The 20,519-nt window shown below is 40.0% G+C and carries 21 protein-coding genes; 15 read left to right on the top strand and 6 right to left on the bottom strand.

Features of this window, described 5'->3' with window-relative positions:
- Positions 1-4: 4 nt before the first annotated feature.
- Positions 5-433 carry an Lrp/AsnC family transcriptional regulator gene (locus tag J8M01_RS14935; protein ID WP_192510126.1) on the bottom strand — a complete coding sequence of 143 codons (429 nt, stop codon included), beginning with the start codon at positions 431-433 and terminating at the stop codon, positions 5-7.
- Positions 434-665: 232 nt separating this feature from the next.
- On the opposite strand from J8M01_RS14935, the gene J8M01_RS14930 reads away from it, so the two are divergent.
- The 7 genes from J8M01_RS14930 (at position 666) to J8M01_RS23995 (ending at position 8,036) form a co-directional block, all read left to right on the top strand.
- Positions 666-1,871 (top strand): aspartate aminotransferase family protein, encoded by a 1,206-nt coding sequence (locus tag J8M01_RS14930; protein ID WP_211058529.1) that lies wholly within the window; start codon positions 666-668, stop codon positions 1,869-1,871.
- A 41-nt stretch (positions 1,872-1,912) separates the two neighbouring features.
- On the top strand, positions 1,913-2,932 hold the full coding sequence (astA, locus tag J8M01_RS14925; RefSeq protein ID WP_211058528.1) for an arginine N-succinyltransferase: 1,020 nt from the start codon (positions 1,913-1,915) through the stop codon (positions 2,930-2,932).
- 69 nt (positions 2,933-3,001) lie between these two features.
- Complete coding sequence (locus tag J8M01_RS14920; protein ID WP_211058527.1) at positions 3,002-3,805, top strand: DUF1338 domain-containing protein; 804 nt, start codon at positions 3,002-3,004, stop codon at positions 3,803-3,805.
- A 409-nt stretch (positions 3,806-4,214) separates the two neighbouring features.
- On the top strand, positions 4,215-4,571 hold the full coding sequence (locus J8M01_RS14915) for an adenosine deaminase (RefSeq protein WP_210994857.1): 357 nt from the start codon (positions 4,215-4,217) through the stop codon (positions 4,569-4,571).
- A 4-nt stretch (positions 4,572-4,575) separates the two neighbouring features.
- The gene (locus J8M01_RS14910; protein WP_211058526.1) at positions 4,576-6,369 is read left to right on the top strand and encodes a DUF4105 domain-containing protein; all 1,794 of its coding nucleotides are present in this window, start codon (positions 4,576-4,578) and stop codon (positions 6,367-6,369) included.
- 334 nt (positions 6,370-6,703) lie between these two features.
- Positions 6,704-7,690: a DUF2252 family protein gene (locus J8M01_RS14905; protein WP_247671153.1), complete on the top strand. Its 987-nt coding sequence runs from the start codon at positions 6,704-6,706 to the stop codon at positions 7,688-7,690.
- A gap of 1 nt (position 7,691) precedes the next feature.
- On the top strand, positions 7,692-8,036 hold the full coding sequence (locus J8M01_RS23995) for a DUF2252 family protein (RefSeq protein ID WP_247671152.1): 345 nt from the start codon (positions 7,692-7,694) through the stop codon (positions 8,034-8,036).
- Here the strand turns inward: J8M01_RS23995 and J8M01_RS14900 are convergent.
- Positions 8,001-8,942: a ribonuclease Z gene (locus J8M01_RS14900; protein WP_211058525.1), complete on the bottom strand. Its 942-nt coding sequence runs from the start codon at positions 8,940-8,942 to the stop codon at positions 8,001-8,003. The two genes, J8M01_RS23995 and J8M01_RS14900, sit on opposite strands and share 36 nt — an antisense overlap.
- Positions 8,943-9,017: 75 nt before the next feature.
- Here J8M01_RS14900 and J8M01_RS14895 point away from each other — a divergent pair, with 75 nt between their 5' ends.
- From J8M01_RS14895 to J8M01_RS14885, 4 genes are all read left to right on the top strand, one after another.
- Positions 9,018-9,281 carry a DUF3081 family protein gene (locus J8M01_RS14895; RefSeq protein ID WP_211058524.1) on the top strand — a complete coding sequence of 88 codons (264 nt, stop codon included), beginning with the start codon at positions 9,018-9,020 and terminating at the stop codon, positions 9,279-9,281.
- A gap of 14 nt (positions 9,282-9,295) precedes the next feature.
- Positions 9,296-9,619 (top strand): hypothetical protein, encoded by a 324-nt coding sequence (locus J8M01_RS23990; RefSeq protein ID WP_247671151.1) that lies wholly within the window; start codon positions 9,296-9,298, stop codon positions 9,617-9,619.
- Positions 9,620-9,836: 217 nt separating this feature from the next.
- On the top strand, positions 9,837-11,441 hold the full coding sequence (locus J8M01_RS14890) for an AbgT family transporter (protein ID WP_192510117.1): 1,605 nt from the start codon (positions 9,837-9,839) through the stop codon (positions 11,439-11,441).
- A 386-nt stretch (positions 11,442-11,827) separates the two neighbouring features.
- A complete protein-coding gene (locus J8M01_RS14885) occupies positions 11,828-12,463 on the top strand; it encodes a glutathione S-transferase family protein (protein WP_211058523.1) in 636 nt (211 codons plus the stop codon).
- On the opposite strand, the gene J8M01_RS14880 is transcribed toward J8M01_RS14885, so the two are convergent.
- From J8M01_RS14880 to J8M01_RS14865, 4 genes are all read right to left on the bottom strand, one after another.
- The gene (locus J8M01_RS14880; RefSeq protein ID WP_211058522.1) at positions 12,454-13,137 is read right to left on the bottom strand and encodes a GNAT family N-acetyltransferase; all 684 of its coding nucleotides are present in this window, start codon (positions 13,135-13,137) and stop codon (positions 12,454-12,456) included. The two genes, J8M01_RS14885 and J8M01_RS14880, sit on opposite strands and share 10 nt — an antisense overlap.
- Positions 13,130-13,582 carry a DMT family transporter gene (locus tag J8M01_RS14875; RefSeq protein WP_211058521.1) on the bottom strand — a complete coding sequence of 151 codons (453 nt, stop codon included), beginning with the start codon at positions 13,580-13,582 and terminating at the stop codon, positions 13,130-13,132. The genes J8M01_RS14880 and J8M01_RS14875 overlap by 8 nt, the downstream gene beginning before the upstream one ends.
- On the bottom strand, positions 13,579-14,223 hold the full coding sequence (locus tag J8M01_RS14870) for an NAD(P)H-dependent oxidoreductase (RefSeq protein WP_211058520.1): 645 nt from the start codon (positions 14,221-14,223) through the stop codon (positions 13,579-13,581). The genes J8M01_RS14875 and J8M01_RS14870 overlap by 4 nt, the downstream gene beginning before the upstream one ends.
- 82 nt (positions 14,224-14,305) lie before the next feature.
- Positions 14,306-14,902 (bottom strand): Crp/Fnr family transcriptional regulator, encoded by a 597-nt coding sequence (locus J8M01_RS14865; protein ID WP_211058519.1) that lies wholly within the window; start codon positions 14,900-14,902, stop codon positions 14,306-14,308.
- A 93-nt stretch (positions 14,903-14,995) separates the two neighbouring features.
- Between J8M01_RS14865 and zapE the strand changes: the two genes are divergently transcribed.
- The 4 genes from zapE (at position 14,996) to J8M01_RS14845 (ending at position 19,796) form a co-directional block, all read left to right on the top strand.
- The gene (zapE, locus tag J8M01_RS14860) at positions 14,996-16,093 is read left to right on the top strand and encodes a cell division protein ZapE (protein ID WP_211058518.1); all 1,098 of its coding nucleotides are present in this window, start codon (positions 14,996-14,998) and stop codon (positions 16,091-16,093) included.
- Between the two features lie 303 nt (positions 16,094-16,396).
- The gene (locus J8M01_RS14855; protein WP_211058517.1) at positions 16,397-16,813 is read left to right on the top strand and encodes a hypothetical protein; all 417 of its coding nucleotides are present in this window, start codon (positions 16,397-16,399) and stop codon (positions 16,811-16,813) included.
- Positions 16,814-17,374: 561 nt separating this feature from the next.
- Positions 17,375-19,009: a methyl-accepting chemotaxis protein gene (locus J8M01_RS14850; protein WP_211058516.1), complete on the top strand. Its 1,635-nt coding sequence runs from the start codon at positions 17,375-17,377 to the stop codon at positions 19,007-19,009.
- Between the two features lie 307 nt (positions 19,010-19,316).
- A complete protein-coding gene (locus J8M01_RS14845) occupies positions 19,317-19,796 on the top strand; it encodes an NYN domain-containing protein (protein ID WP_192510108.1) in 480 nt (159 codons plus the stop codon).
- Positions 19,797-20,519: the final 723 nt, after the last annotated feature.

The following is a 20,519-nucleotide window of genomic DNA, read 5'->3' as shown; positions in this document are numbered from 1 at the left end:
AAGTTTAACGGGTAAACTTGGTTTCTAAAACGACCGATGAATTTGTTCGTTCGACCCCATCTAAATTGCCAATATCATCTAATATATGGTTAAGCTGCTCAAGGCTTTGTGCTTCAACTAGAGCAATCATATCGTATTCCCCACTAATGGCATACAACGCACTGACTTGATTGATATGCTTCAAAGCTATTGTGGTTTGAGTAGTGAGCTTTTGCCGCACTTTGATTGATACATGCGCAGACACTAAACCCGCAATATAGGCTGCGCCAAATTCAACACTGTAGCCTTTAATAACCCCTGACAGCTCAAGTTTTAGTAACCGACTTTGCACTGTAGAACGAGAGACATCTAAGTTTCTCGCTAAATCTGAAATACTGGCACGTGCATTACCTCGTAACAAACCAATGAGCTTTTCATCTTGTGAATTTATCATATTGACTATTAATTTCGTTATTTTGACTTTTATTTTAATCAATTTGTACATTTTTGCACTGCATATTTACTTCATTACCAGTAATAATGGTCCTAATAAATAGAACATATTCAGTATTGAACACTAAAATCGCTTTTGCGTTACCAAACAATTTTACCAAAAGACGTTGTCTTCACATGAATTCGTTTGCTTAGTGGTCAATAGTAGTTGAAGTAAAATAGAGGAAGTTGTCATGCAAGCTAACCGTGAATTATTCGATCAAGTTATGGTACCTAACTATAACCCGTCAGAAATTATCCCAGTAAAAGGTAAAGGCTCTCGAGTTTGGGATCAAAAAGGCGATGAATATATCGATTTTGCAGGTGGTATCGCTGTTAACTGCTTGGGTCACTGCCACCCAGCTTTAGTTAATGCACTAAAAGAGCAAGGGGAAAAAATTTGGCACCTATCTAATGTCATGACAAATGAACCTGCACTTCGCCTCGCAAAAAAAATTACCGACGCGACATTTGCTGACAAAGTATATTTTGCCAATTCAGGTGCCGAAGCTAATGAAGCCGCACTCAAGCTTGCTCGCAGGTTTGCACTTGATAAACACGGTGAGCATAAAACACAAATTATTGCTTTTAATAAAGGTTTTCATGGTAGAACATTCTTTACCGTGACTGTGGGTGGACAAGCTGCTTATTCTGACGGTTTTGGCCCTAAACCTGCTGATATCGTACATTGTGATTACAATGATTTAGCCGCATTTGAAGCCCTAATTAGTGACACTACCTGTGCCGTAATGATGGAGCCATTGCAAGGCGAAGGCGGTATCATTTCACCTAACAAAGACTTTATCGAAGGGGTGAGAGCTCTTTGTACCAAACACAACGCTTTGCTTATTTTTGACGAAGTGCAAACAGGCGTAGGTCGTACAGGCGACTTATACGCATATCAAGGGCTAAATGTTACACCTGATATTTTAACCACAGCAAAAGCACTAGGTGGTGGCTTTCCAATCGGCGCTATGATCACCACAACAGACATTGCTGTACATTTAAAAATAGGTACTCATGGTTCAACCTATGGCGGTAATCCACTCGCTTGCGCTGTTGCTGAAGCTGCTTTTGACACGGTAAATACATCATCGGTTTTGGACGATGTTAAACGTAAAGAACAACTTTTCCGTGAAGGCCTATCTGCCATCAATGACAAGTTTAAAGTATTTAGTGAAGTCAGAGGAAAAGGGCTGCTGCTCGGTGCCGTTTTAAATGACGATTACACAGGGCGTGCGCGTGACTTTTTAGTTGCAAGCACCAAGAATGGATTAATGGCACTGGTCGCCGGCACGAACGTTGTTCGCTTCACGCCATCATTAGTAATTTCTGATGATGACTTAAAAGCTGGTTTAGCACGCTTTGAGCTTGCTGTTGCTGATGTCGTTAACGGTTAATTCAGTTAGGGGCTCTTGATCAGAGCCCCTAAGGTTGCACTATGCATATATTAAGACCAATTAAAAGCACTGATTTTGATGTACTACGTCAAATAGCTGAAGAGTCTGGCCATGGCTTCACATCATTACCTGTGAATGATGACATGCTCAGAGAAAAAATAAATCGCTCAGAGCAAAGTTTTATAAAGCAGATATCTACACCGCAGGACGAGGGGTATTTATTTGTTCTTGAAGACAGCGAAACAGGCGATGTAATGGGTACAACCGCCATCGAAGCCGCCGTTGGTATGACGGTTCCACTGTATCATTATCATCAAGGTAAAACAGTACACCACTCCCCAACACTTGGCGTATATAACACGGTTGATATTTTATCTATGTGTAATGACTACACTGGCGCGAGTGAAATATGTACTCTGTTTTTACGAGAGCCATATCGTAAAGGCCTAGCTGGTCGGTTTTTAAGCCGTTCGCGTTTTACTTTTATGGCGGATCACAGTGATCGGTTTAGTAATACGGTAATTGCTGAAATGCGAGGGGTCAGTGATGAAAATGGGCATTCTCCATTTTGGCAATGGCTACAAGAACATTTTTTCAGCATTGAATTCCCTCAAGCAGACCACTTAGTAGGACTTGGCGAAAAGGTATTCATCAGCGAATTAATGCCAAAGTACCCTATTTACGCCAACTTACTGAGTGAAAAAGCACAAGCGGTTATTGGTAATGTGCATGAAAAAACTAAACCAGCATTACGCCTGTTAGAAAAAGAAGGTTTTGAACATCGAGGCTATGTTGACCTATTTGATGCAGGCCCCACCGTTGAAGCGAGACTCCACAATATTCAAACGGTACAAGACTCATCTGTGGCAAAAGTGAATATCTGCGAGCCAACCGGAACCGGCAGTCTGGCAATTTCCAATCAGAAGCTCAATGACTTTAGAGCAACTTTCACTGAAGAAGCGCTTTACCATCCGCAAAATAACACTCTAGACTTACATCCAAACGTAGCGAACGCACTGAATGTAACCTCAGGTGATAGCGTGAGAATATTTAAATTATAACCTTGATGCGTCGAGCTTAATTCGCACCAAGTTTAACGCGATATCAATCGCAATATATAGGACCCCATTATGCACAACAATGTCGACAAATTATTTCAATCCCTGTGGAATAACTATTTAGAAGTGACGCCTTCAGCAGTCAAAGTTCACGAATTACTTGGCTCAACTCAAAAAGATGATGTAATCAATGATCATATCGCTTTGCGTACCTTTAATCTGGAAAAAGTAGGATTAGAAAAACTCGCAGCACACTTTATCGCAGTTGGTTATAAAGAGTGTGGAGAATACCATTTTGAAGCTAAGAAGCTGTATGCCAAACACTATGAACATTCAGATCCGACTAAACCGAAGGTATTTATTTCAGAACTGCTAGTAGAAAAGTGCTCTGACACAGTACAAGCAGCTGTAAAAGACATGGTAGCAAAAATAGATGAACATGCTGTCACAGCAGATAATTTCTTATATTCAGGTACCCATTGGCAAGTAAGCCATGACACATACCAAGCATTGCTTGCTGAAAGTGAATATGCTGCATGGATGGCCGCTTGGGGGTATCGTGCTAACCACTTTACCGTAAGCATTAATTATTTGAATAACTTCACGACAATTGATGCCGTAAATCAGAATCTAAAGAATGCAGGGTTTGAATTAAATACTGCAGGTGGTGAAGTCAAAGGCTCTCCAGAAGTACTTCTTGAGCAATCATCTACTTTGGCTGACCATCACCCAGTGCAGTTTTCTGATGGAGAATTCAAAATTCCAAGTTGCTTTTACGAGTTTGCGCTACGGTATGCAAAACCAGACGGTGAATTATACACCGGCTTCGTAGCTGCATCTGCCGATAAAATCTTTGAAAGTACGAATGCTAGATAACAGATAAATACAATGCACGTACTATATTGAAAATATTCATATAGTACGTGAAAATTGATACGTTTATAGGAAAAAAGACGATCCTGCATAATGCACTTCGTTCTCTATTACTTTTTAATCACTTTACACCTTAACGATAGAGTTAACACATGAAAATTAAATAAATAACAACAACAATAAATTCCTCTCACTTCCCACATGACCGAAATATAAAAAACCTCACAACAATCACAAAAATTAGCTTTGAAACAACCAACTAGAGTTGTAGCATGTATGTGTATATTGATATTTCATTTACTTATATTTACGATTAAGCCACACAGTTATTGAATAAAACCGAACTATAAGGTACATTCCCTGCGCTCTAAAATATGAGTGTTAGAAATCACAAGAAATTAAGGGAAAATTCATGAAAACGCTATTGTCTGCTACAGTAATCCTTACACTCTCTGGCTGTGCCAGTGTAATGACTTCAGACCAACAAACGATCAATGTAACTTCTTCAAATAATAAAGCGGTTGAAGTACGTGTAGACGACAAAATTATCACGACACCAGGCACTGTCATCGTTCTTCGTGATGGTAAAAATAAAGTTGCGCATAGCACCAGTGGAAATTGCGACAAATCTACTGTTATTGACAAAAAAGTAACGCCTGTATTTTTTGGAAACCTTCTTATTGGTGGTGTATTAGGTTCAACAACAGATGCATCGACAGGCAAAATGTGGGATTACTCTGACGTTGAAGTACAATGTAACCCTGAATAAGTACATGTTAAGTAATACACTAAAAAGCTGCATTCATGCAGCTTTTTTAATCTCTTCCATTTTCATTTCTCAGGCCAGAGCTGAGGCAAACGAAATTACGCGCATAGCAAACACCCCAATTTGGTTAACCCTTATTCACTCGTGGCACAGTAACGCACAAATAACCGACGCAAGCTTCCTTTTAAGCCTTCCTAATTATTCAGCAGCAAACGAATTGACCGAAACATTAGCGCTCATAAAATCGGATTCACAAGCTGCGCTGTGTCGATTTCCAGCTCGTGTGACTTATCTTGCAAATGCTCTAAATATTCGATTAACTGGTGCTCAAATAGAACTCTGCCCTGAACTGCAAAAATTTATTAACCATGTGCCATTCGATGCCTTAGACGTTGTTTATGCATCTGAAGTACTTTCATCTGCATCTAGCATGATGGGGCATATTTTTTTAAAAGCGAGCGGTGTTAACTTTAAAGGTAACTTAGTCGAACATTCTTTAGCCTATTTTACTGAAATTGATACTCTCAACCCAGCAAAATTGATTGTCGACAGCACAATAAAAGGCATGCCTGGTTTTTTTTCAGTACGCCCATTTCATAAAGACAAAGCCCAATACCGAGATACAGAGTCTAGAAACCTATGGCAATTTAAATTAGACCTCTCCAGTGCACAAAAAACCTTGATTCAATATCACTTGTGGGAATTAAATCAAATAAATATGACATACTATTTTCAGTCATTTAATTGCGCAACATTAACACTAGAGTTACTTGCTCTTGCCAAGCCAAACATAATGTCAGAACGTAGCATCTTTGTTAGCCCTGCCGATATTGTTAAAGCGGTGTTAAAGCATAAAATGGTTCTTGAAACAAACGTCTCTACAAGCCCAATATGGTTATTTAGTGCACTTAACGATACGATTGATCCAACCAATAAGAAACTCATTGATCAAGCTCTACAATCAGAGCCTGAACATATTGTTGACAAAGCACTACTTAAACGCCCTCTCGTTTATGATTATGCCCGCACTGTTATCGAAAATTCGAAACCGTACAAAAGTACCCATAAACACAATCCTAAAATAACCAATTTACCGAATGAAAAGACTGACCGGCTCGATTTTTCAAACTATAAGCACCCCGCTTTAACTCCACAAGATTCTGGTATTGGTTTGTCATATAGCAATGAGGAGAACGCGGATAAAATTAAGCTTCATTGGTTACCTACAGGGCATTTCATTCATGGTGACAATCGGCAATATCTTAGTGAGTCTGAACTGACGATGGGCAACACAACTTTAGAGGTTGATTTGGACACTGGCGCTGTGAATATAGAAGAGTTATCTATTTACTCGGTTAAAAGCTACGGAAAAGATAACCCGTATTTTCCTATGTTATCGGGCGAATTCTATATCGGTTATCGACCGTCTTATAATAAATTATTAGACAACGATTCATTACTAGAAATATCTGGGGCCATCGGTAAAACTATGAATATCTCAAAAGACATTTATGGATTCTTACTTGTTGGCACTGGGCTGACTTCTGACATTAAACACTCGCAGTGGTTTGTGAACTCAAAATCGGGTGTGATCATCGACCTTATTGGTGATTTGAAGCTCATCGCTAGTTATGAAGTCAACTCAGGTAAAGCTAAGCAAACAAATGGGTACCACTCACTGGATACGCATATCAGTTGGTTTCCATCTCAAAATAGTTCAATTACGCTCAGCTTATCCCGTGTAAACACAAGTCAACTGCAACATCAGAAACTTGGCTTGCAGTATATAAAGTACTTTTAGTTACCTACTCATTTATCAAAAGCAACGCTGTTTATTGTATGGCTCACGCTAAACAGATAACAGTAGCGCTTTTGACAGTCAATACTCCTTAAATCAAACATGATCTCACTCATGTATTGAACGTCGTATAATTGTCATAATACTGAGGTAGCGTGACTAAAGTGTCTATCTATGTTACCGATGATTCAAGGTAACTTTATATAAATCAAAGTGCTATATAGTTAAACATAGATACCACAATACAATAATGAACGCAGATACACAGTGGTTCCGTATTTTTTACGGTATAGAACAGCTAATTTCTTAGTTAAGAACATCGGTTAAAGGACATATTATGATAAGAAAAAACACCATCCGTGAACAACTGCAGCTGGTCGATGAGGTAACCCCTGAACACTCGATCAACAAACATATAAAAATGGCGAGCAGCCCATTTTTCTTTTTCCGTGGTAGTGCCGCTCTTATGTACCAAGACATCGCGTGTGGATTAATCGATATACCACAGGCGCTGTACACATTGCCTTTAACGAATATTGTCGGTGATTGCCATACTGGAAATTTTGGATTCATTAGCGAGGAAGGCTCTCATGGCGACACCTTAATATTTGCGCCTAATGACTTTGATGATGCCTGTATCGGCAATATGATTTGGGATTTGTTCCGGTTCACAGTCAGCCTCTATTTAAGCCAAAAGCATTGTCAGAACTTGCAAGAAAATAGCGATGATTTAAAGCTCCGACAAAAACCACTCGTTACAGAACAGCAAGTTGACTCTGCTGCATTGGCTTTTTTCGACCAATATTTACATGCATGTGCTCGCTCTATCGAGGGCACTCTGAATAATCAATCTGCACTGACTGAATTTGATAAAGAACACATATTGCACAAACGCTGGCAGAAGGGTTTACAGCGCATGGCTGGAGGTGCAGCTTTTTTAACGAGCAGTACACTCGCAAAAGAACTTGACCTCACTAAAGCACCTCTTCGATTCAAAACAAATCCACAGCGCTTTGAGCCAATACCAGAACAACACAAGAGTGATTTAATGAAACATTTCTCACCGTATGTTGACAATACAATATTGGATTGCGTAGAACGGTTAAATGCAGGGACTGGCTCAAATAATATGCGTCGCTACTATTTACTTGTGGGTCCAAAGCAAGTAAACAGCGATGCAAGCCAATTAAATCTATGCCACATTGTTGAGGTAAAACAACAGCGTCGTGCAGCACCTTTACATAACTTCCCTTCACTTAGCCCCATAAATGAACTCAATGCCGCGCATCTTACCGTAAATTGTCAACGTAAATTGTCAACGTAAAATGCAACGTCGACCTGACCTCGTACTTGACGATACACTATGGCAACAACAAAACTGGTTAGTACGGTCTCGTCATCATGCCCGAGTAGGTCTAGACCCTGAAGATTTTTGCTTAGGAAAGCGTGCAGCTCAAAAGCAGGGACTTCAGCAATTTGCGCAAAGCTGTGGTTACACATTAGCACTGGCACATATGCGAGGCGATCGGCGCTCGCTCAAGTTCCAGCAACAGTGTATCGATACGTTGCCCGAATATGTACCACATTTAATTCGAGCAGCACACGTTTACGCAAAACAAATAGAGGTTGATTGTTCATTGCTGGCTGAAATGCTTAGCAACGGAGACTGACTCAAAATCTTCAGCCAATAGCAATTGCCCATCATAATAAGTTGCCGCCTCTTGGCGCAACTTATCTAACTGACCGACCCCATGATAACGCACACTAAAGTGAAATAGCACAAGCAGTGGAATTTGGCATTGCTGTGCAAATTCTGCGACTCTTTTTGCATCCGAGTGACCCGTATGTATGCCTACCTTATGTAAGTCGGACTGCGTAAATGTCGCTTCATGCACCACCACATCAACACCTGCTATGTATGGTTTCAATAGTGCCGGTTTTTCATTGTCTCCACATACAATTATTACGCGAGGCCGCCAGCTTGGGTACGTATATTCTTTAGCGCTCAGCAACTTTCCTGAAAAATTAACATCGAAGCCTCGCTGTAATTGATTAAAATGGGGCCCCGATGGAATACCTTGCTGAGTTAGCTTATTGAACCTTAATTTATTGGGAATACATTTTTCAGTGATTTTAAAGCCATAACTCGGGACCCTATGTTGTAACTTAATAATTTCAATAGCGAAATCATCAAAATCAAGCTTATTGTTTAGCGCCTCAATGATATGGGTATGCAAATCAAATCCGAGTGATAAATCCGTTAACTGTATTGCGTTATGTACAAACTCGATTACTTGTTTTGGCGCAACAAGATTTACGGCTGCTTTTCGACCGCTCATAGACATAGATGCCAATAAACCCGGTAAACCATAGCAATGGTCGCCATGTGTATGTGTGATACAAATTGTGCCCAAGTGATACGCGGTATATTGACTTTTGAGGACCTGATGCTGCGAGCCTTCACCACAATCAACTAATAGCCACTCTTTTGATTTATCAAAGCCAATGGCTGTCGCCGACACATTTCTAAATACACTCGGACTTCCTGAAGAAGTACCTAAAAATTGGATTTTCATATAAAAAGAACGAAAACTAAGATTACATTAATCGTACCTGAGTTCTAACACGTATGAACAGTAAAAGAGGTGAATATGAAAAATGACATCGACAGCAAAACGATATTACGTGTCTACGAGTTTATTCAAAAGCATGGCGTACAAAATAATGACCAGAAGCACGCGCATGGTCTTGTCGCGTTTTCTGATTTTGATGGATATACCATTTACTTAGAAGGCTGTGGTGTCTTGATGCGCTATGGTTTTCACAATACATATCACCTAGAGTATCAACATGAACGCCAAAAGCACGCCTTCTTAGAAAAAGTTAAGTACCTAGATACGCTCGCGTTATCTTAATCAAGGCTAAACCTATGTATCAAAAACGACCCGCACGAGGACGCTTATCACGCCTTAGAATAAATACTCCTCCTTGTGACTACCTAAACAGTGTGCTCAACGAATTAAGGGTAAAACCGGAAAAATTGCGCATTATCAAAGCAAACTGTGAATACTATAAAACTCAGGTTTATTTAAAACGTGGCTTTTTACTTGCTATAGAACGCATTGAGTGGGTCCTCGCATTAGACAATGACATACAAAGAATATGTAATCAAATTAGCGCTAACGATTATATTGGCAACCGGATTCGCCTCTATCCATTGCTGTTTAAGGGGGTGGTTACGACCCATGAGTAAAGCTGCCTCACTCTCACTCGCAAACGTTGAACACATTGTGACTTAACACAAAGCAGACCTCTACAGACTTAACATAGCAATGTGTTGGAACTTAATGCTGGCGTATTTAATTACTTAACTTTTTAACGCATTAATGACATAAATCACCGTATCTAAATGACCCACGCAATAAAAAGTGATACCTTATCGCCAATTTTTACACTTGAGAAATTCAGCTATGTCAAATGCAGTAGAGACAACAGCTCAAAAGGATGATAACCCTCAACAACCAAAAGGTTGGTTTAACCGTTTTTTAGCCACCGTTGAGTTTTTGGGTAATATGCTTCCCCATCCAATCACTTTATTCGCAATGTTCTGTGTGGCCATTGTGGTATTCAGTGGCATTGCCGACTGGTTTGGGCTCAGCGCCATAGACCCTCGCCCAGAAGGAGCCAAAGGTCGTGATCCAGATGGTATTATCGAAGTCGTCAGCTTACTCAGTGCCGAAGGTCTTCAAAAAATTGTCACCGGCCTTGTAACCAACTTTACGGGTTTCGCGCCTCTTGGAACCGTGCTGGTTGCTCTACTTGGCGTCAGTGTTGCTGAGCACTCAGGGATGTTATCTGCTGCCATGCGTGGCATGGTCATGGGCGCTTCAAAACGACTTGTGACTTTCATGGTCGTATTCGCAGCAATCTTATCAAATACAGCGTCAGAGTTAGGGTATGTTGTCCTTATTCCTTTGGCTGCGATGATCTTCCATAGCTTAGGTCGCCACCCATTAGCTGGTTTGGCTGCTGCATTTGCAGGGGTGTCCGGCGGTTATAGCGCAAACTTGCTGCTCGGTACAATTGATCCACTGCTAGCTGGGATCACAACGCCTGCAGCACAAATGATTGATCCGACCTACCAAGTTGGCCCTGAAGCCAACTGGTACTTCATGATGATATCGGTATTTTTAATCGCTATTGTTGGTACCTTAGTCACAGAAAAAATCGTCGAACCTCGATTAGGGAAGTACAACCCTGAAGAGGCTAGTATCGATTTAAATGAAAATAATATCGATCATTTGTCAGATAAGGAACGTTCAGGATTAAAGTGGGCAGGTGTCTCTTTACTCGTTGTTTCTGCACTATTGGCACTGACAATCGTACCTGAGAACGGCATTTTGCGTCATCCTGAAACAGGAGCAGTCGCAGGCTCTCCTTTCTTAAAAGGCATTGTTGTATTCATTTTTGTTACGTTTGCCATTCCAGGTTTTGTGTATGGTCGCGTTGTTGGCACTATGAAGAACGACCGTGATGTCATTGATGCAATGAGTAAATCAATGAGCTCAATGGGGATGTACATTGTACTTGTGTTCTTTGCAGCACAATTCGTTGCCTTTTTTAAGTGGACAAACTTAGGCACTATTTTAGCAATCAATGGCGCAGCCTTACTACAGGCGCTGCATCTAACCGGTCCTGAAGTATTTGTATTGTTCATACTCATGTGTGCCTTAGTTAACTTAACTTTAGGTTCTTCGTCGGCACAATGGGCCGTCACAGCCCCCATTTTTGTGCCTATGCTCATGCTCATCGGTTATGCTCCTGAAACAATTCAAGCAGCTTATCGAATTGGTGATTCAGTAACTAACCTAATCACACCGATGATGAGTTATTTTGGCTTAATATTGGCAGTCGCCACCAAATATAAGAAAGACATGGGTATTGGCACATTAGTAGCAACTATGTTGCCTTACAGCATGTTTTTCTTAATTGGTTGGGTCGCGTTGTTTTATATTTGGGTGTTTGGATTTGGTTTCCCAGTTGGACCCAACTCCCCTATTTATTACACACCGTAATACACTATAAAAAAATGCCAGCTTTGCTGGCATTTTTTATTTAAGTAACCTCAGGTTTGGATAAGGGTTTTGGAATAGAAAATGTTTTGAAAACCAACTTACGTACAATCCAATGATGATATTTGTTCAATATCAAGGCGCTTTTATGCAGTAATAGCGGGCTATTACAAATGAAAGCAACGCTGAGAGTGAGAAAAATAGCTTTATTGGGCAAATTCGCTTATCCAGAGCTGGGGTTAAGTACATAGTTGTTGATACAAAAAACGTAAAGGAGAACGTAATTATTTGTTAAATGGTAATTGCTAGCCTAAAGTTGAAAGTTAGAAATTGCCAAAAAGGAGCTTAGGTTTCATATGAAACGCTTAAACAAATCACAAAGGTAATTTATGTATACACTTTTTTATTATCCTCGTAATGCCAGTCTTGCCCCTCACTTTGTTTTAAAAGCTTTAGATGTACCATTTCAGCTTGAACTCGTTGACAGAAAAAAAGTTGCACAAAAATCGGCACAATACTTACGCTTGAATCCAACAGGGCGAATACCCACCTTAGTAGATGATGACTTTGTATTATGTGAAAGTGCAGCAATATGCCTGTACTTATGCGAAAAGCACCCAGAAAAGCACTTGATCCCTGAAGGCCCTAAAGCCAAAGCGGAGTTTTATCAGTGGCTCATGTATTTAACCGGTACACTGCAGAATGAGTTAATGGTGTACTTCTACCCCGAACGCCATACACAAAATGCCATTATGTATGACGATATAATAAAAACACAACAAACCCGGATCAGTGATGCTTTAGCTATTTTAGACCATAAAGTTGGCGAAAGTGATTATCTCATTAATGACCAATTCACTGTATGTGACTGTTACATGTTTATGTTATGCATATGGGCAGACGAGATAACGAAGCCTCCTTTAAGTTTTGCAAACTTAAACCGTTACTTAAAACGCCTAGCAAAACACCCTGCTATAACGAGTGTCTGTGAGTTTGAAGAGACCGACCTCACTATCTACAAATAACTTGATAGAAACCCTAGGGGCACAAAACCAAGACTTTCATAAATTTTTAGCCCCTTTTTTGATGCCTGTAATGACATAGACTTAGCGCTACTCCCCCTTGCTTGCTTTTCCAGCTGTAATAGCGCCTTACCTGCCAACCCCCGACCTCGGCCGGCTTGTGTAATCGTCATTTGATGTATGCCTACATCATGTCCTTGAGCCCAAGTTAATACAGTCCCCACCAGCTCGCCTTCGTTTAGAATAAAATAAAACTTAGAACGGCTATCAATAAACGCCCTTGCAATTGGTGCTTTATCAATTTTATAGCCAAACCCAGCACAGCCTAGAGACAACCATAGATCTAGCTCACTCTCACTTGATAGGATCTTTATCGTGTTATCATCGCCAATATCAACATCGTCTAAAAGTAATTTATGCATTACCACCAACACAGATGCCTCATTTGAGTCCGGCTTTCTTTTAGTATCAAAACCAACCCCCTTTTTTTCTCGCGGTTTATCACGCTTATATCCCCTGATCACATTAGCCGGTTCATCAAAGAGCAGTGGCTCATGCCATACTTTATGAGGCCACTGACCGTGAATACGCAAGTTTTGGTGTTTTGATACATCACCATAGCAATGCCACAATGACAGTAAATTTTGAATGTTTTCTTTAAGATAAAAATTACGCATACCCTTTCCCTTTATTAACTAAATAAATACCCACTAGCAAAGCTAGGATCCCCAATACTTTTGTGGTTGTTATTGGTAGGGGTTCTGTATGGAACCACCCAAAATGATTAATCATCATGGCCATTAATAGTTGCCCAGTTAAAACCAAAGACATGAGATTTCCAATACCCATTTTTGGTATTAAATAGTAACTTAAGCCAACACCAATCACACTAAACAGCCCGCCCACCGTCCATAAATACCAAGGCACTTTTGTTGCAGTTTGCAGGTCGATTACAGGTCGTTCAGTTGAGAGATAAACCACCATTGCATAGCATCCACTGACAAAAAAAGCCATGGTGGTTGCCAATATTGGGCTTTTGAGCAAAACACCAAGTTGCGCGTTCATACTGGCCTGAAAAGCAATCGCCGCACCAGCAATGCACGCAAGTAAAACATACATCATGATGTAATATTGAGCACCAGCTCACTCAATGGCTTTCTTACCTTTACTGCATCAGCACTTTGATCGTTTCTATGGCGGTAACCTATCGGGCACGCAAGTACTGTTTTAAGGTGCTGCTCACCTAGTTTTAAAACATCGTCATACGCTTTTGTGTCAATGCCCCCAACTGGACAGCTATCGACCCCCAAACTTGCAGCCGATACAAGGAATGTCCCTAACGCAATATTTACCTGCTGACTTGCCCAATGAAATTGTTGTTCAGCCGTCATTACGGTCAGTGCATCACGCATATTTTCTTCCATTACCTTCATTTTCGGCGCTGGTATTGTACTGACGTGTGAAAACACCGAGAAATAGTGTTGTATCATAGTGCGTATATCAGACATATCCGCAGCAAATATCAATAAGTGACTATTAGTAGAAACTTTTTCTTGCCCACAGCTATGAGCAACCAATTCTTTCTTTAATGCGGGGTCTTCAATCACGATAATTTTATAAGGCTGTAGTCCATAAGAAGACGCACTTAAACCCGTCATCGTAAGCAACTGAGCCAGACACTGTCGAGACACTTTTTTATCTGAAAACTGACGCACAGCATACCGCCAGTTTAAATAAGTAGAAATATCAGGGTAGCAAGTCATTACAATTATCCTCAATCATTTAATGTGGATTCATTGTATGGATAGGCCACGCTTACTTCATTTACCTATGTAAATACCTCGACTAATTTTCAACAAAATTTAATGACTTTCGAATACGGCTTAATTGTGTTGCAGAAATGCCAAGGTGTGAGGCAACATGGTACTGGGCAATACGATTGGTAAGTGTGGGCCATTGCTGTAAAAATAACAGGTAACGCGCAGTGGCATCTTGTTGTACAAGTAAAATTTCCCTCTGGTCTTTATCTAATAGCCAATTGGCTTCTAGATATTTAATTTGAAATGCCATCAGTTCATTGCTAGTAAATAAGTAGGTGCGATAACGGTGAAAGTCAACTTCCACGAGTTCACAGTCTGTTAAGCACTCAATCCCCTGATCAGTTGCTTTGCCCAAATGTAGCGCACTCATAACTCCTGGAAACTGCCCTTCAATAAAAAAACGCTTGTTATACTCTTGGCCTAACTCATCACATGCGTACAGTCTTGCAACGCCTTTGTGCAGAAAACAATAACTCGTTGGCATTTGAGAAAACGGGTATAAATGTTCGCCTTTGCTTTTGGTGATCACCCGGCAAAAAGATAAAAATCGTTGCCAAGTTTCATCACTTAACGAAGAAAAAGCGTCCATTTCATTGCGCATATGGCTGTAGATAGCTGACATATAACCTCCTTATCAAAACTTCAAACCTTAAGCATCTAGGTTAATACCTATGAATATGCTCTAATACTGACAAATAATTTTACAGACTACTCAATGCTGCAACAATACCAGGCACAAATTCAATCAGGCAAACTCATTAACGACGTTGCACAACAGCACGCCCTAAATTATTTAACTCGCTTACAAGAAAAACTTGTTAATCAAAAGCCTTGTAGTGGCGCTTATTTATATGGTCCGGTTGGCCGTGGAAAAAGCATGCTAATGGACCTGTTTTTTAGTACGTTAGATAACATTCCAAAACAGCGTTTACACTTTCATCATTTTATGGCTTTAGTCCATAAAGAGCTAAATCAACTACAAGGGGCTGCCAACCCATTGCAATTAATTGCAGATACTTGGGCCAACAAAACCAAGGTACTCTGCTTTGACGAGTTTTTTGTCTCTGATATTGGAGACGCCATGATCATGGCCAGACTATTTGAACATTTGTTTAAAAATGGCCTAGTATTAGTCACTACATCAAATTGCCAGCCAGACCACCTATACCGAAATGGCTTACAACGAGACCGCTTCCTGCCGACCATTGAATTACTAAAACAACACTGTGAATTAATGAGTGTACATGGTCATATCGACCACAGGTTTAACCATGGGTTTGATCCGAGTTATATCTTTATCGAAGATCCTAGACCATTCGATGACGCGCTTAAAAATGCACGCCAGCACTGCACCTCATTCAAACAGGTGTTCAATATTGATATTTGCAATCGACAAGTAGCAACGCTATGTTGCGCCAGTAACCTAATTGCCTTTGATTTTATGCAGCTTTGTTCTGCGCCAAGGGCTACAGCTGACTACATGTACCTCGCACAAAATTATCCAGTTATATTTGTTAAGAACGTACCACAAATGGGTGTATTCGCTGACGATAAACATACCGTACAAGGTATTGAAGATGGCTATAAACGAGCACAACAGTCGGTGCAAAGCCACCAACTTGACGATGAAGCTCGAAGATTCATTGCCTTAGTGGATGAATATTATGACCAACACTGCTTAGTTGTCATGCATTGTGCCGTAGAGCTTCAGTTGTTGTACGTCGGTAAACAGTTAGCATTTGAATTTGAACGAACTAAAAGCCGTTTGGTCGAAATGCAAAATTGGTCTATCACCGAGCGTTTAATGCAATAATTTATCCTAAGCACGAAAAACTAGGGGTTTTCGCGACCTCAATTTATATGCTGTGGTTGTCTACTCACTTATGTACCTTATTCGTATTTCTCAATGACGGTGTGCCATGTTAATTCTCTGTGCGGCACTTGAGCACCTTATCAGCGTATAAATTATGCCGCGCTTCATAAGAACCGCCCTGGCCAACCAGCTCCCTTTGCATCCATTAGCTCAAACCTTTGCACCAAAGGTGAATATGTTATACCATAACACTATAAGAAATAACTTTACTTTTAACTTTTAAATATAATCATTAGGGAACGCATGGGATTACTTGATTTAAATACGTATACGAACAATCGAAAAATAGTTGCTGTTATAGCGATATTAATTAGTATAACTGCATGGTTGGTAGAGTTAATGGGCGCGGTGTATGTTTGCCCATATTGTAGGGTGCAAAGAACAGTGATTGGGATACTCGGGATCATACTTATACTCCCATTTGTATACCACTGGATGGTCAAATATATTGCTATTGTCATTGGATTGTTCGGCGCTGTCGTTGCAGCCAATCAACACTTCATGGGCTGGAAGAAAATCTCAGCAGGAACATTTGAATTTAACAACAATGTACTCATTGATCCCTTTCTCTTATCTGGTTGTGCGATGTTTTTAATTACCGGGCTGGTTTTACTCATTATCAATCTCGAAATAAATACTAACCCCCCCTTAAACCACTAGGGTAGAAATCCGATACACTGCTATCAATAAATTCAGTGACGAGCTTACTCCCTATCATTTGTACAGTTCAAATGTTGAATTTAAAACAATGTTGTATCACTATGCAGCATTGTTCTATACCTTTTTACAACATAAAGAACCAACCATAAAGTATTGTATTGAGTAGAGGATATTTATATATCTCCAATTATGAGTACACAACATGCTAATACCTAACATTAAGATATAAAATATAAAAAACTAACTTTCCCCACTAAAATCGGCTCAAGGTAAACATACCTTCACTTAATTACAGGTTGTTAATCAAACATAAAACCATCCTTTATCACTATTAAACTTAACTCTTATTGTAAAGCATGCTCCCCATTTACATACTTTCACAATTTGAATAATGTAAATAATGAGATTTATTATCAATAACATAGTTACCTTTAACCGTGTGGACACTTAACAACGGCTCAGTTCCCTCTTTCATTATTACCGCTAAAGGGTACACTTGCGCCCCAAAATGACAATGCTGTTTCAATTAGCTATCAAATCTCAATCAGTTGAAGGTAAATCATGTTAAAAGTAAATCACCTTTTGGGCCAATTAAGTGTGGCAAATAAGCTAAGACTCAGCATCATACTCGCAAGTATTATCATCATTGGAATTCAACTTACCTCAGCGAATAAACTTGAGGCAACCATGATCGCTGAAAGAAAAATACAAGCTCAAAATTTAGTTGGGACTTTGAATTCTCAAATTAACGCGATAAAGCTCAACCATGAACTCAATGAGGAACAGCAAAAACGCCAAGCCAAACACCTAATTAACTCAACCAGATACGGCCAGTCAGGTTACTTTTTCATGTTTGATTTAGAGGGGAATATGATCACACACCCTATTAAACCAAAACTAAACGCCCAATCTATGACTTTGCACCCACAGGTATTCATTTCATCTGCATTTACAGATTTTGTGGCAAAAGCAAAATTCCAACACCAAGGGTTCGTTCAATACCTGTGGCCAAAACCTGGATCGACAGAGCAAGAAAGTAAAACATCGTATATTTACCGCTTAAGTCACTGGAATTGGGCCATTGGCACCGGTATATATTTGGCTGATGTTCACCAAGCTTATCAAGACATCCTAGTCCAAATAGTCATTGAAACAGTGTTTTATATCGGCTTACTCGTATTGCTTTCACATGTTATTGCCAGAAACATCACCAAACCACTGACAAAACTCACCCGCACTATGGGGCAAATCACCCAAAATAAAGATCTCACCATTCAATTAAAAAGCCAAGGTAATGATGAACTAACGATTATGGCTCGCACCTTCAACAGCATGAATCAACACTTTCGTGATGTACTCAACAATATTAACGGTAATACCCATTCACTCGCCTCTCAGGCTGAAGAACTTGCGTGTGTGACAAATCAAATTCAAACCGGTATTAAACAACAAAATACCGATACTGAATCTGTACAAAATAAAATATCGGCGCTAAGCGCATCATCAGAGTCGGTATTTTCACAAACACAGCATGCTTTAAAAACCGCTCAACAATCGTCGCAACTTACCGAACAAGGCATTGAACATTTGCAATCAAATATGGCTGCCATCGAAAAAGTGGCAGAAAGCGTATCTCAAGCAGAAAAAGTGGTTATCGATTTACAGCAATCATCGACTGAAATCGGCGCCGTGCTCGATGTGATAAATAAAGTGGCAGAACAAACCAACTTGCTCGCCTTAAACGCCGCAATAGAAGCCGCCAGAGCCGGTGAACAAGGCCGTGGGTTCGCTGTCGTTGCTGACGAGGTTAGAACACTCGCCATGCGCACCCAACAATCAACGGATGATATTCAAAATATAATTGCTAAGCTCCATCAAGGCGTCGCGGCCACCGTAACCGAAATGTTAACTTGCAAACGTGCAACTGAACAAGGGTTAGAAACAGGCTCTAGATGTAACGACACACTAAAAAGAATTGACTCAGCAGTAAAATCATTGAGTGAAATAAATATTAAAATTGCTACCTCTGCCCAAGTTCAAACACAAAATACCAGTGATATTGCCAATAGGATGAGTGGTATCGCCCTTGTTGCGAGTCAAACAGAAACTGGGGCGGAGCATACAAAGGCCTCAAGCCACAACTTAAGCGAAATGTCGCATCAGTTAAATCATCTGGTCAGTGAATTTAAAGTGTAGTGCGTGATCAGCCTTATTTTGGCGGCATTGGTCGCCAAATATATGCGCTTTTTCAAAGCCTTTGCAATATGCTTACAGCGGCCAATTTAACATTTACACTAAACGGGTCCGTTTTCGTGTCGTTATTCCACATTAATGCGGTCGTAACATTGTAAAAATGCCACCGCATACCAGCCCAAAAGAATTGCCTTGTCTACCAACACCGTGGCTTATAATATTATTCGGCACAAGTTTATCGTATTAATGACAAGTAACTTCTAATACTATAAGGTACCGATTCTAAAAGAATAACCACTTAGGCTTAGCCATGAAAAAGATCGCAATTTTTGTCGATGTTCAAAATATCTATTACACCTGTAGACAATCTTTAGGTGGCAACTTTGATTACAATGCGTTTTGGGCCCAAGCGAAAGAGTTTGGTCAAATTGAATACGCCTATGCCTATGCAACCTACAAAGGCGACGATAAACAAACTCAATTTCAAAATATTTTACGAGCAATTGGTTTTGAGGTGAAGCTTAAGCCCTATATTCAACGACAAGATGGTTCAAAAAAAGGAGATTGGGATGTGGGTATTACCATTGATATGATGGAGGCGGCTAAAAAAGTTGATGAAATCATACTGTTATCTGGTGATGGCGACTTTGCCATTTTACTCGCACATTTACGTAATCAATATCAAATCAAAAGTACCGTTTATGGCGCGACCAAGTTAACCGCAAATTTACTCATTGAATCGTGTGACGACTTCATCCCGATAAATTCTTCGTTGTTATTGAGCCGTTAGCCTTTGGTCAATAAGCAGCCGTGCTTTCACTAAACTAAAAGCTCCTTGCTCAAAGCTTGCTTCGGAGCCTATTCATGACTTTCTATTTACACATTAATAGACCCGGACCTGCGTCAGGGAGACGAATACACTGTGATATCAGGTTTAATCGAGGTTGATATAGTAATATATGCTTCATGAGACTTAAAAGGAGTAGGCCAAATTTAACTGCATCTCGCCCAAGTACGTAGATTAAAGCCCAAATTACTTCAGTGCAAAACTTTGTCGCTCTGAACTTGCTTCAAAGTCTATTTATAACTTGCTATTTACACATTAATAGACCCTGACCTGCGTCAGGGAGACGAATACACTATGATATCAGGTTTAATTTGGTCAGTTATCAAAATAGGTTAATTAAATCGACAAGGAATAGCCCAAATTTAACTGCATCTCGCCCAAGTACGTAGATTAAAATCCAAATTGCTTCAGTGCAAAACTTTGTCGCTCTGAACTTGCTTCAAAGTCTATATGTGACTTGCTATTTAACCTCAGGTTTGGATAAGGGTTTTGGAATAGAAAATGTTTTGAAAATAAACTTACGTACAATCCAATGATGGTATTTTGTTCAATATCAAGGCGCTTTTATGCAGTAATAGCGGGCTATTACTGCATAAAAGCAACGCCGAGAGTGAGAAAAATAGCTTTATTGGGCAAATTCGCTTATCCAGAGCTGAGGTTATTTAC

Source organism: Pseudoalteromonas sp. MMG005 (genome assembly GCF_018101015.1).
GTDB lineage: Bacteria > Pseudomonadota > Gammaproteobacteria > Enterobacterales > Alteromonadaceae > Pseudoalteromonas > Pseudoalteromonas aurantia.
Note: the sequence above shows the minus strand (reverse complement) of the source record. Positions and strands in the feature narration are given on the sequence as shown.

Bases quoted from the DNA above. Each gene is read 5' to 3' on its own strand.
- J8M01_RS14850 (WP_211058516.1), top strand. From the start codon at position 17,375: ATGTTAAAAGTAAATCACCTTTTGGGCCAATTAAGTGTGGCAAATAAG.
- J8M01_RS23995 (WP_247671152.1), top strand. From the start codon at position 7,692: ATGCAACGTCGACCTGACCTCGTACTTGACGATACACTATGGCAACAA.
- zapE (WP_211058518.1), top strand. From the start codon at position 14,996: ATGCTGCAACAATACCAGGCACAAATTCAATCAGGCAAACTCATTAAC.
- astA (WP_211058528.1), top strand. From the start codon at position 1,913: ATGCATATATTAAGACCAATTAAAAGCACTGATTTTGATGTACTACGT.
- J8M01_RS14845 (WP_192510108.1), top strand. From the start codon at position 19,317: ATGAAAAAGATCGCAATTTTTGTCGATGTTCAAAATATCTATTACACC.
- J8M01_RS14935 (WP_192510126.1), bottom strand. From the start codon at position 433: ATGATAAATTCACAAGATGAAAAGCTCATTGGTTTGTTACGAGGTAAT.
- J8M01_RS14910 (WP_211058526.1), top strand. From the start codon at position 4,576: ATGTTAAGTAATACACTAAAAAGCTGCATTCATGCAGCTTTTTTAATC.
- J8M01_RS14885 (WP_211058523.1), top strand. From the start codon at position 11,828: ATGTATACACTTTTTTATTATCCTCGTAATGCCAGTCTTGCCCCTCAC.
- J8M01_RS23990 (WP_247671151.1), top strand. From the start codon at position 9,296: ATGTATCAAAAACGACCCGCACGAGGACGCTTATCACGCCTTAGAATA.
- J8M01_RS14905 (WP_247671153.1), top strand. From the start codon at position 6,704: ATGATAAGAAAAAACACCATCCGTGAACAACTGCAGCTGGTCGATGAG.
- J8M01_RS14875 (WP_211058521.1), bottom strand. From the start codon at position 13,582: ATGATGTATGTTTTACTTGCGTGCATTGCTGGTGCGGCGATTGCTTTT.
- J8M01_RS14915 (WP_210994857.1), top strand. From the start codon at position 4,215: ATGAAAACGCTATTGTCTGCTACAGTAATCCTTACACTCTCTGGCTGT.
- J8M01_RS14930 (WP_211058529.1), top strand. From the start codon at position 666: ATGCAAGCTAACCGTGAATTATTCGATCAAGTTATGGTACCTAACTAT.
- J8M01_RS14855 (WP_211058517.1), top strand. From the start codon at position 16,397: ATGGGATTACTTGATTTAAATACGTATACGAACAATCGAAAAATAGTT.
- J8M01_RS14880 (WP_211058522.1), bottom strand. From the start codon at position 13,137: ATGCGTAATTTTTATCTTAAAGAAAACATTCAAAATTTACTGTCATTG.
- J8M01_RS14895 (WP_211058524.1), top strand. From the start codon at position 9,018: ATGAAAAATGACATCGACAGCAAAACGATATTACGTGTCTACGAGTTT.
- J8M01_RS14870 (WP_211058520.1), bottom strand. From the start codon at position 14,223: ATGACTTGCTACCCTGATATTTCTACTTATTTAAACTGGCGGTATGCT.
- J8M01_RS14920 (WP_211058527.1), top strand. From the start codon at position 3,002: ATGCACAACAATGTCGACAAATTATTTCAATCCCTGTGGAATAACTAT.
- J8M01_RS14865 (WP_211058519.1), bottom strand. From the start codon at position 14,902: ATGTCAGCTATCTACAGCCATATGCGCAATGAAATGGACGCTTTTTCT.
- J8M01_RS14900 (WP_211058525.1), bottom strand. From the start codon at position 8,942: ATGAAAATCCAATTTTTAGGTACTTCTTCAGGAAGTCCGAGTGTATTT.
- J8M01_RS14890 (WP_192510117.1), top strand. From the start codon at position 9,837: ATGTCAAATGCAGTAGAGACAACAGCTCAAAAGGATGATAACCCTCAA.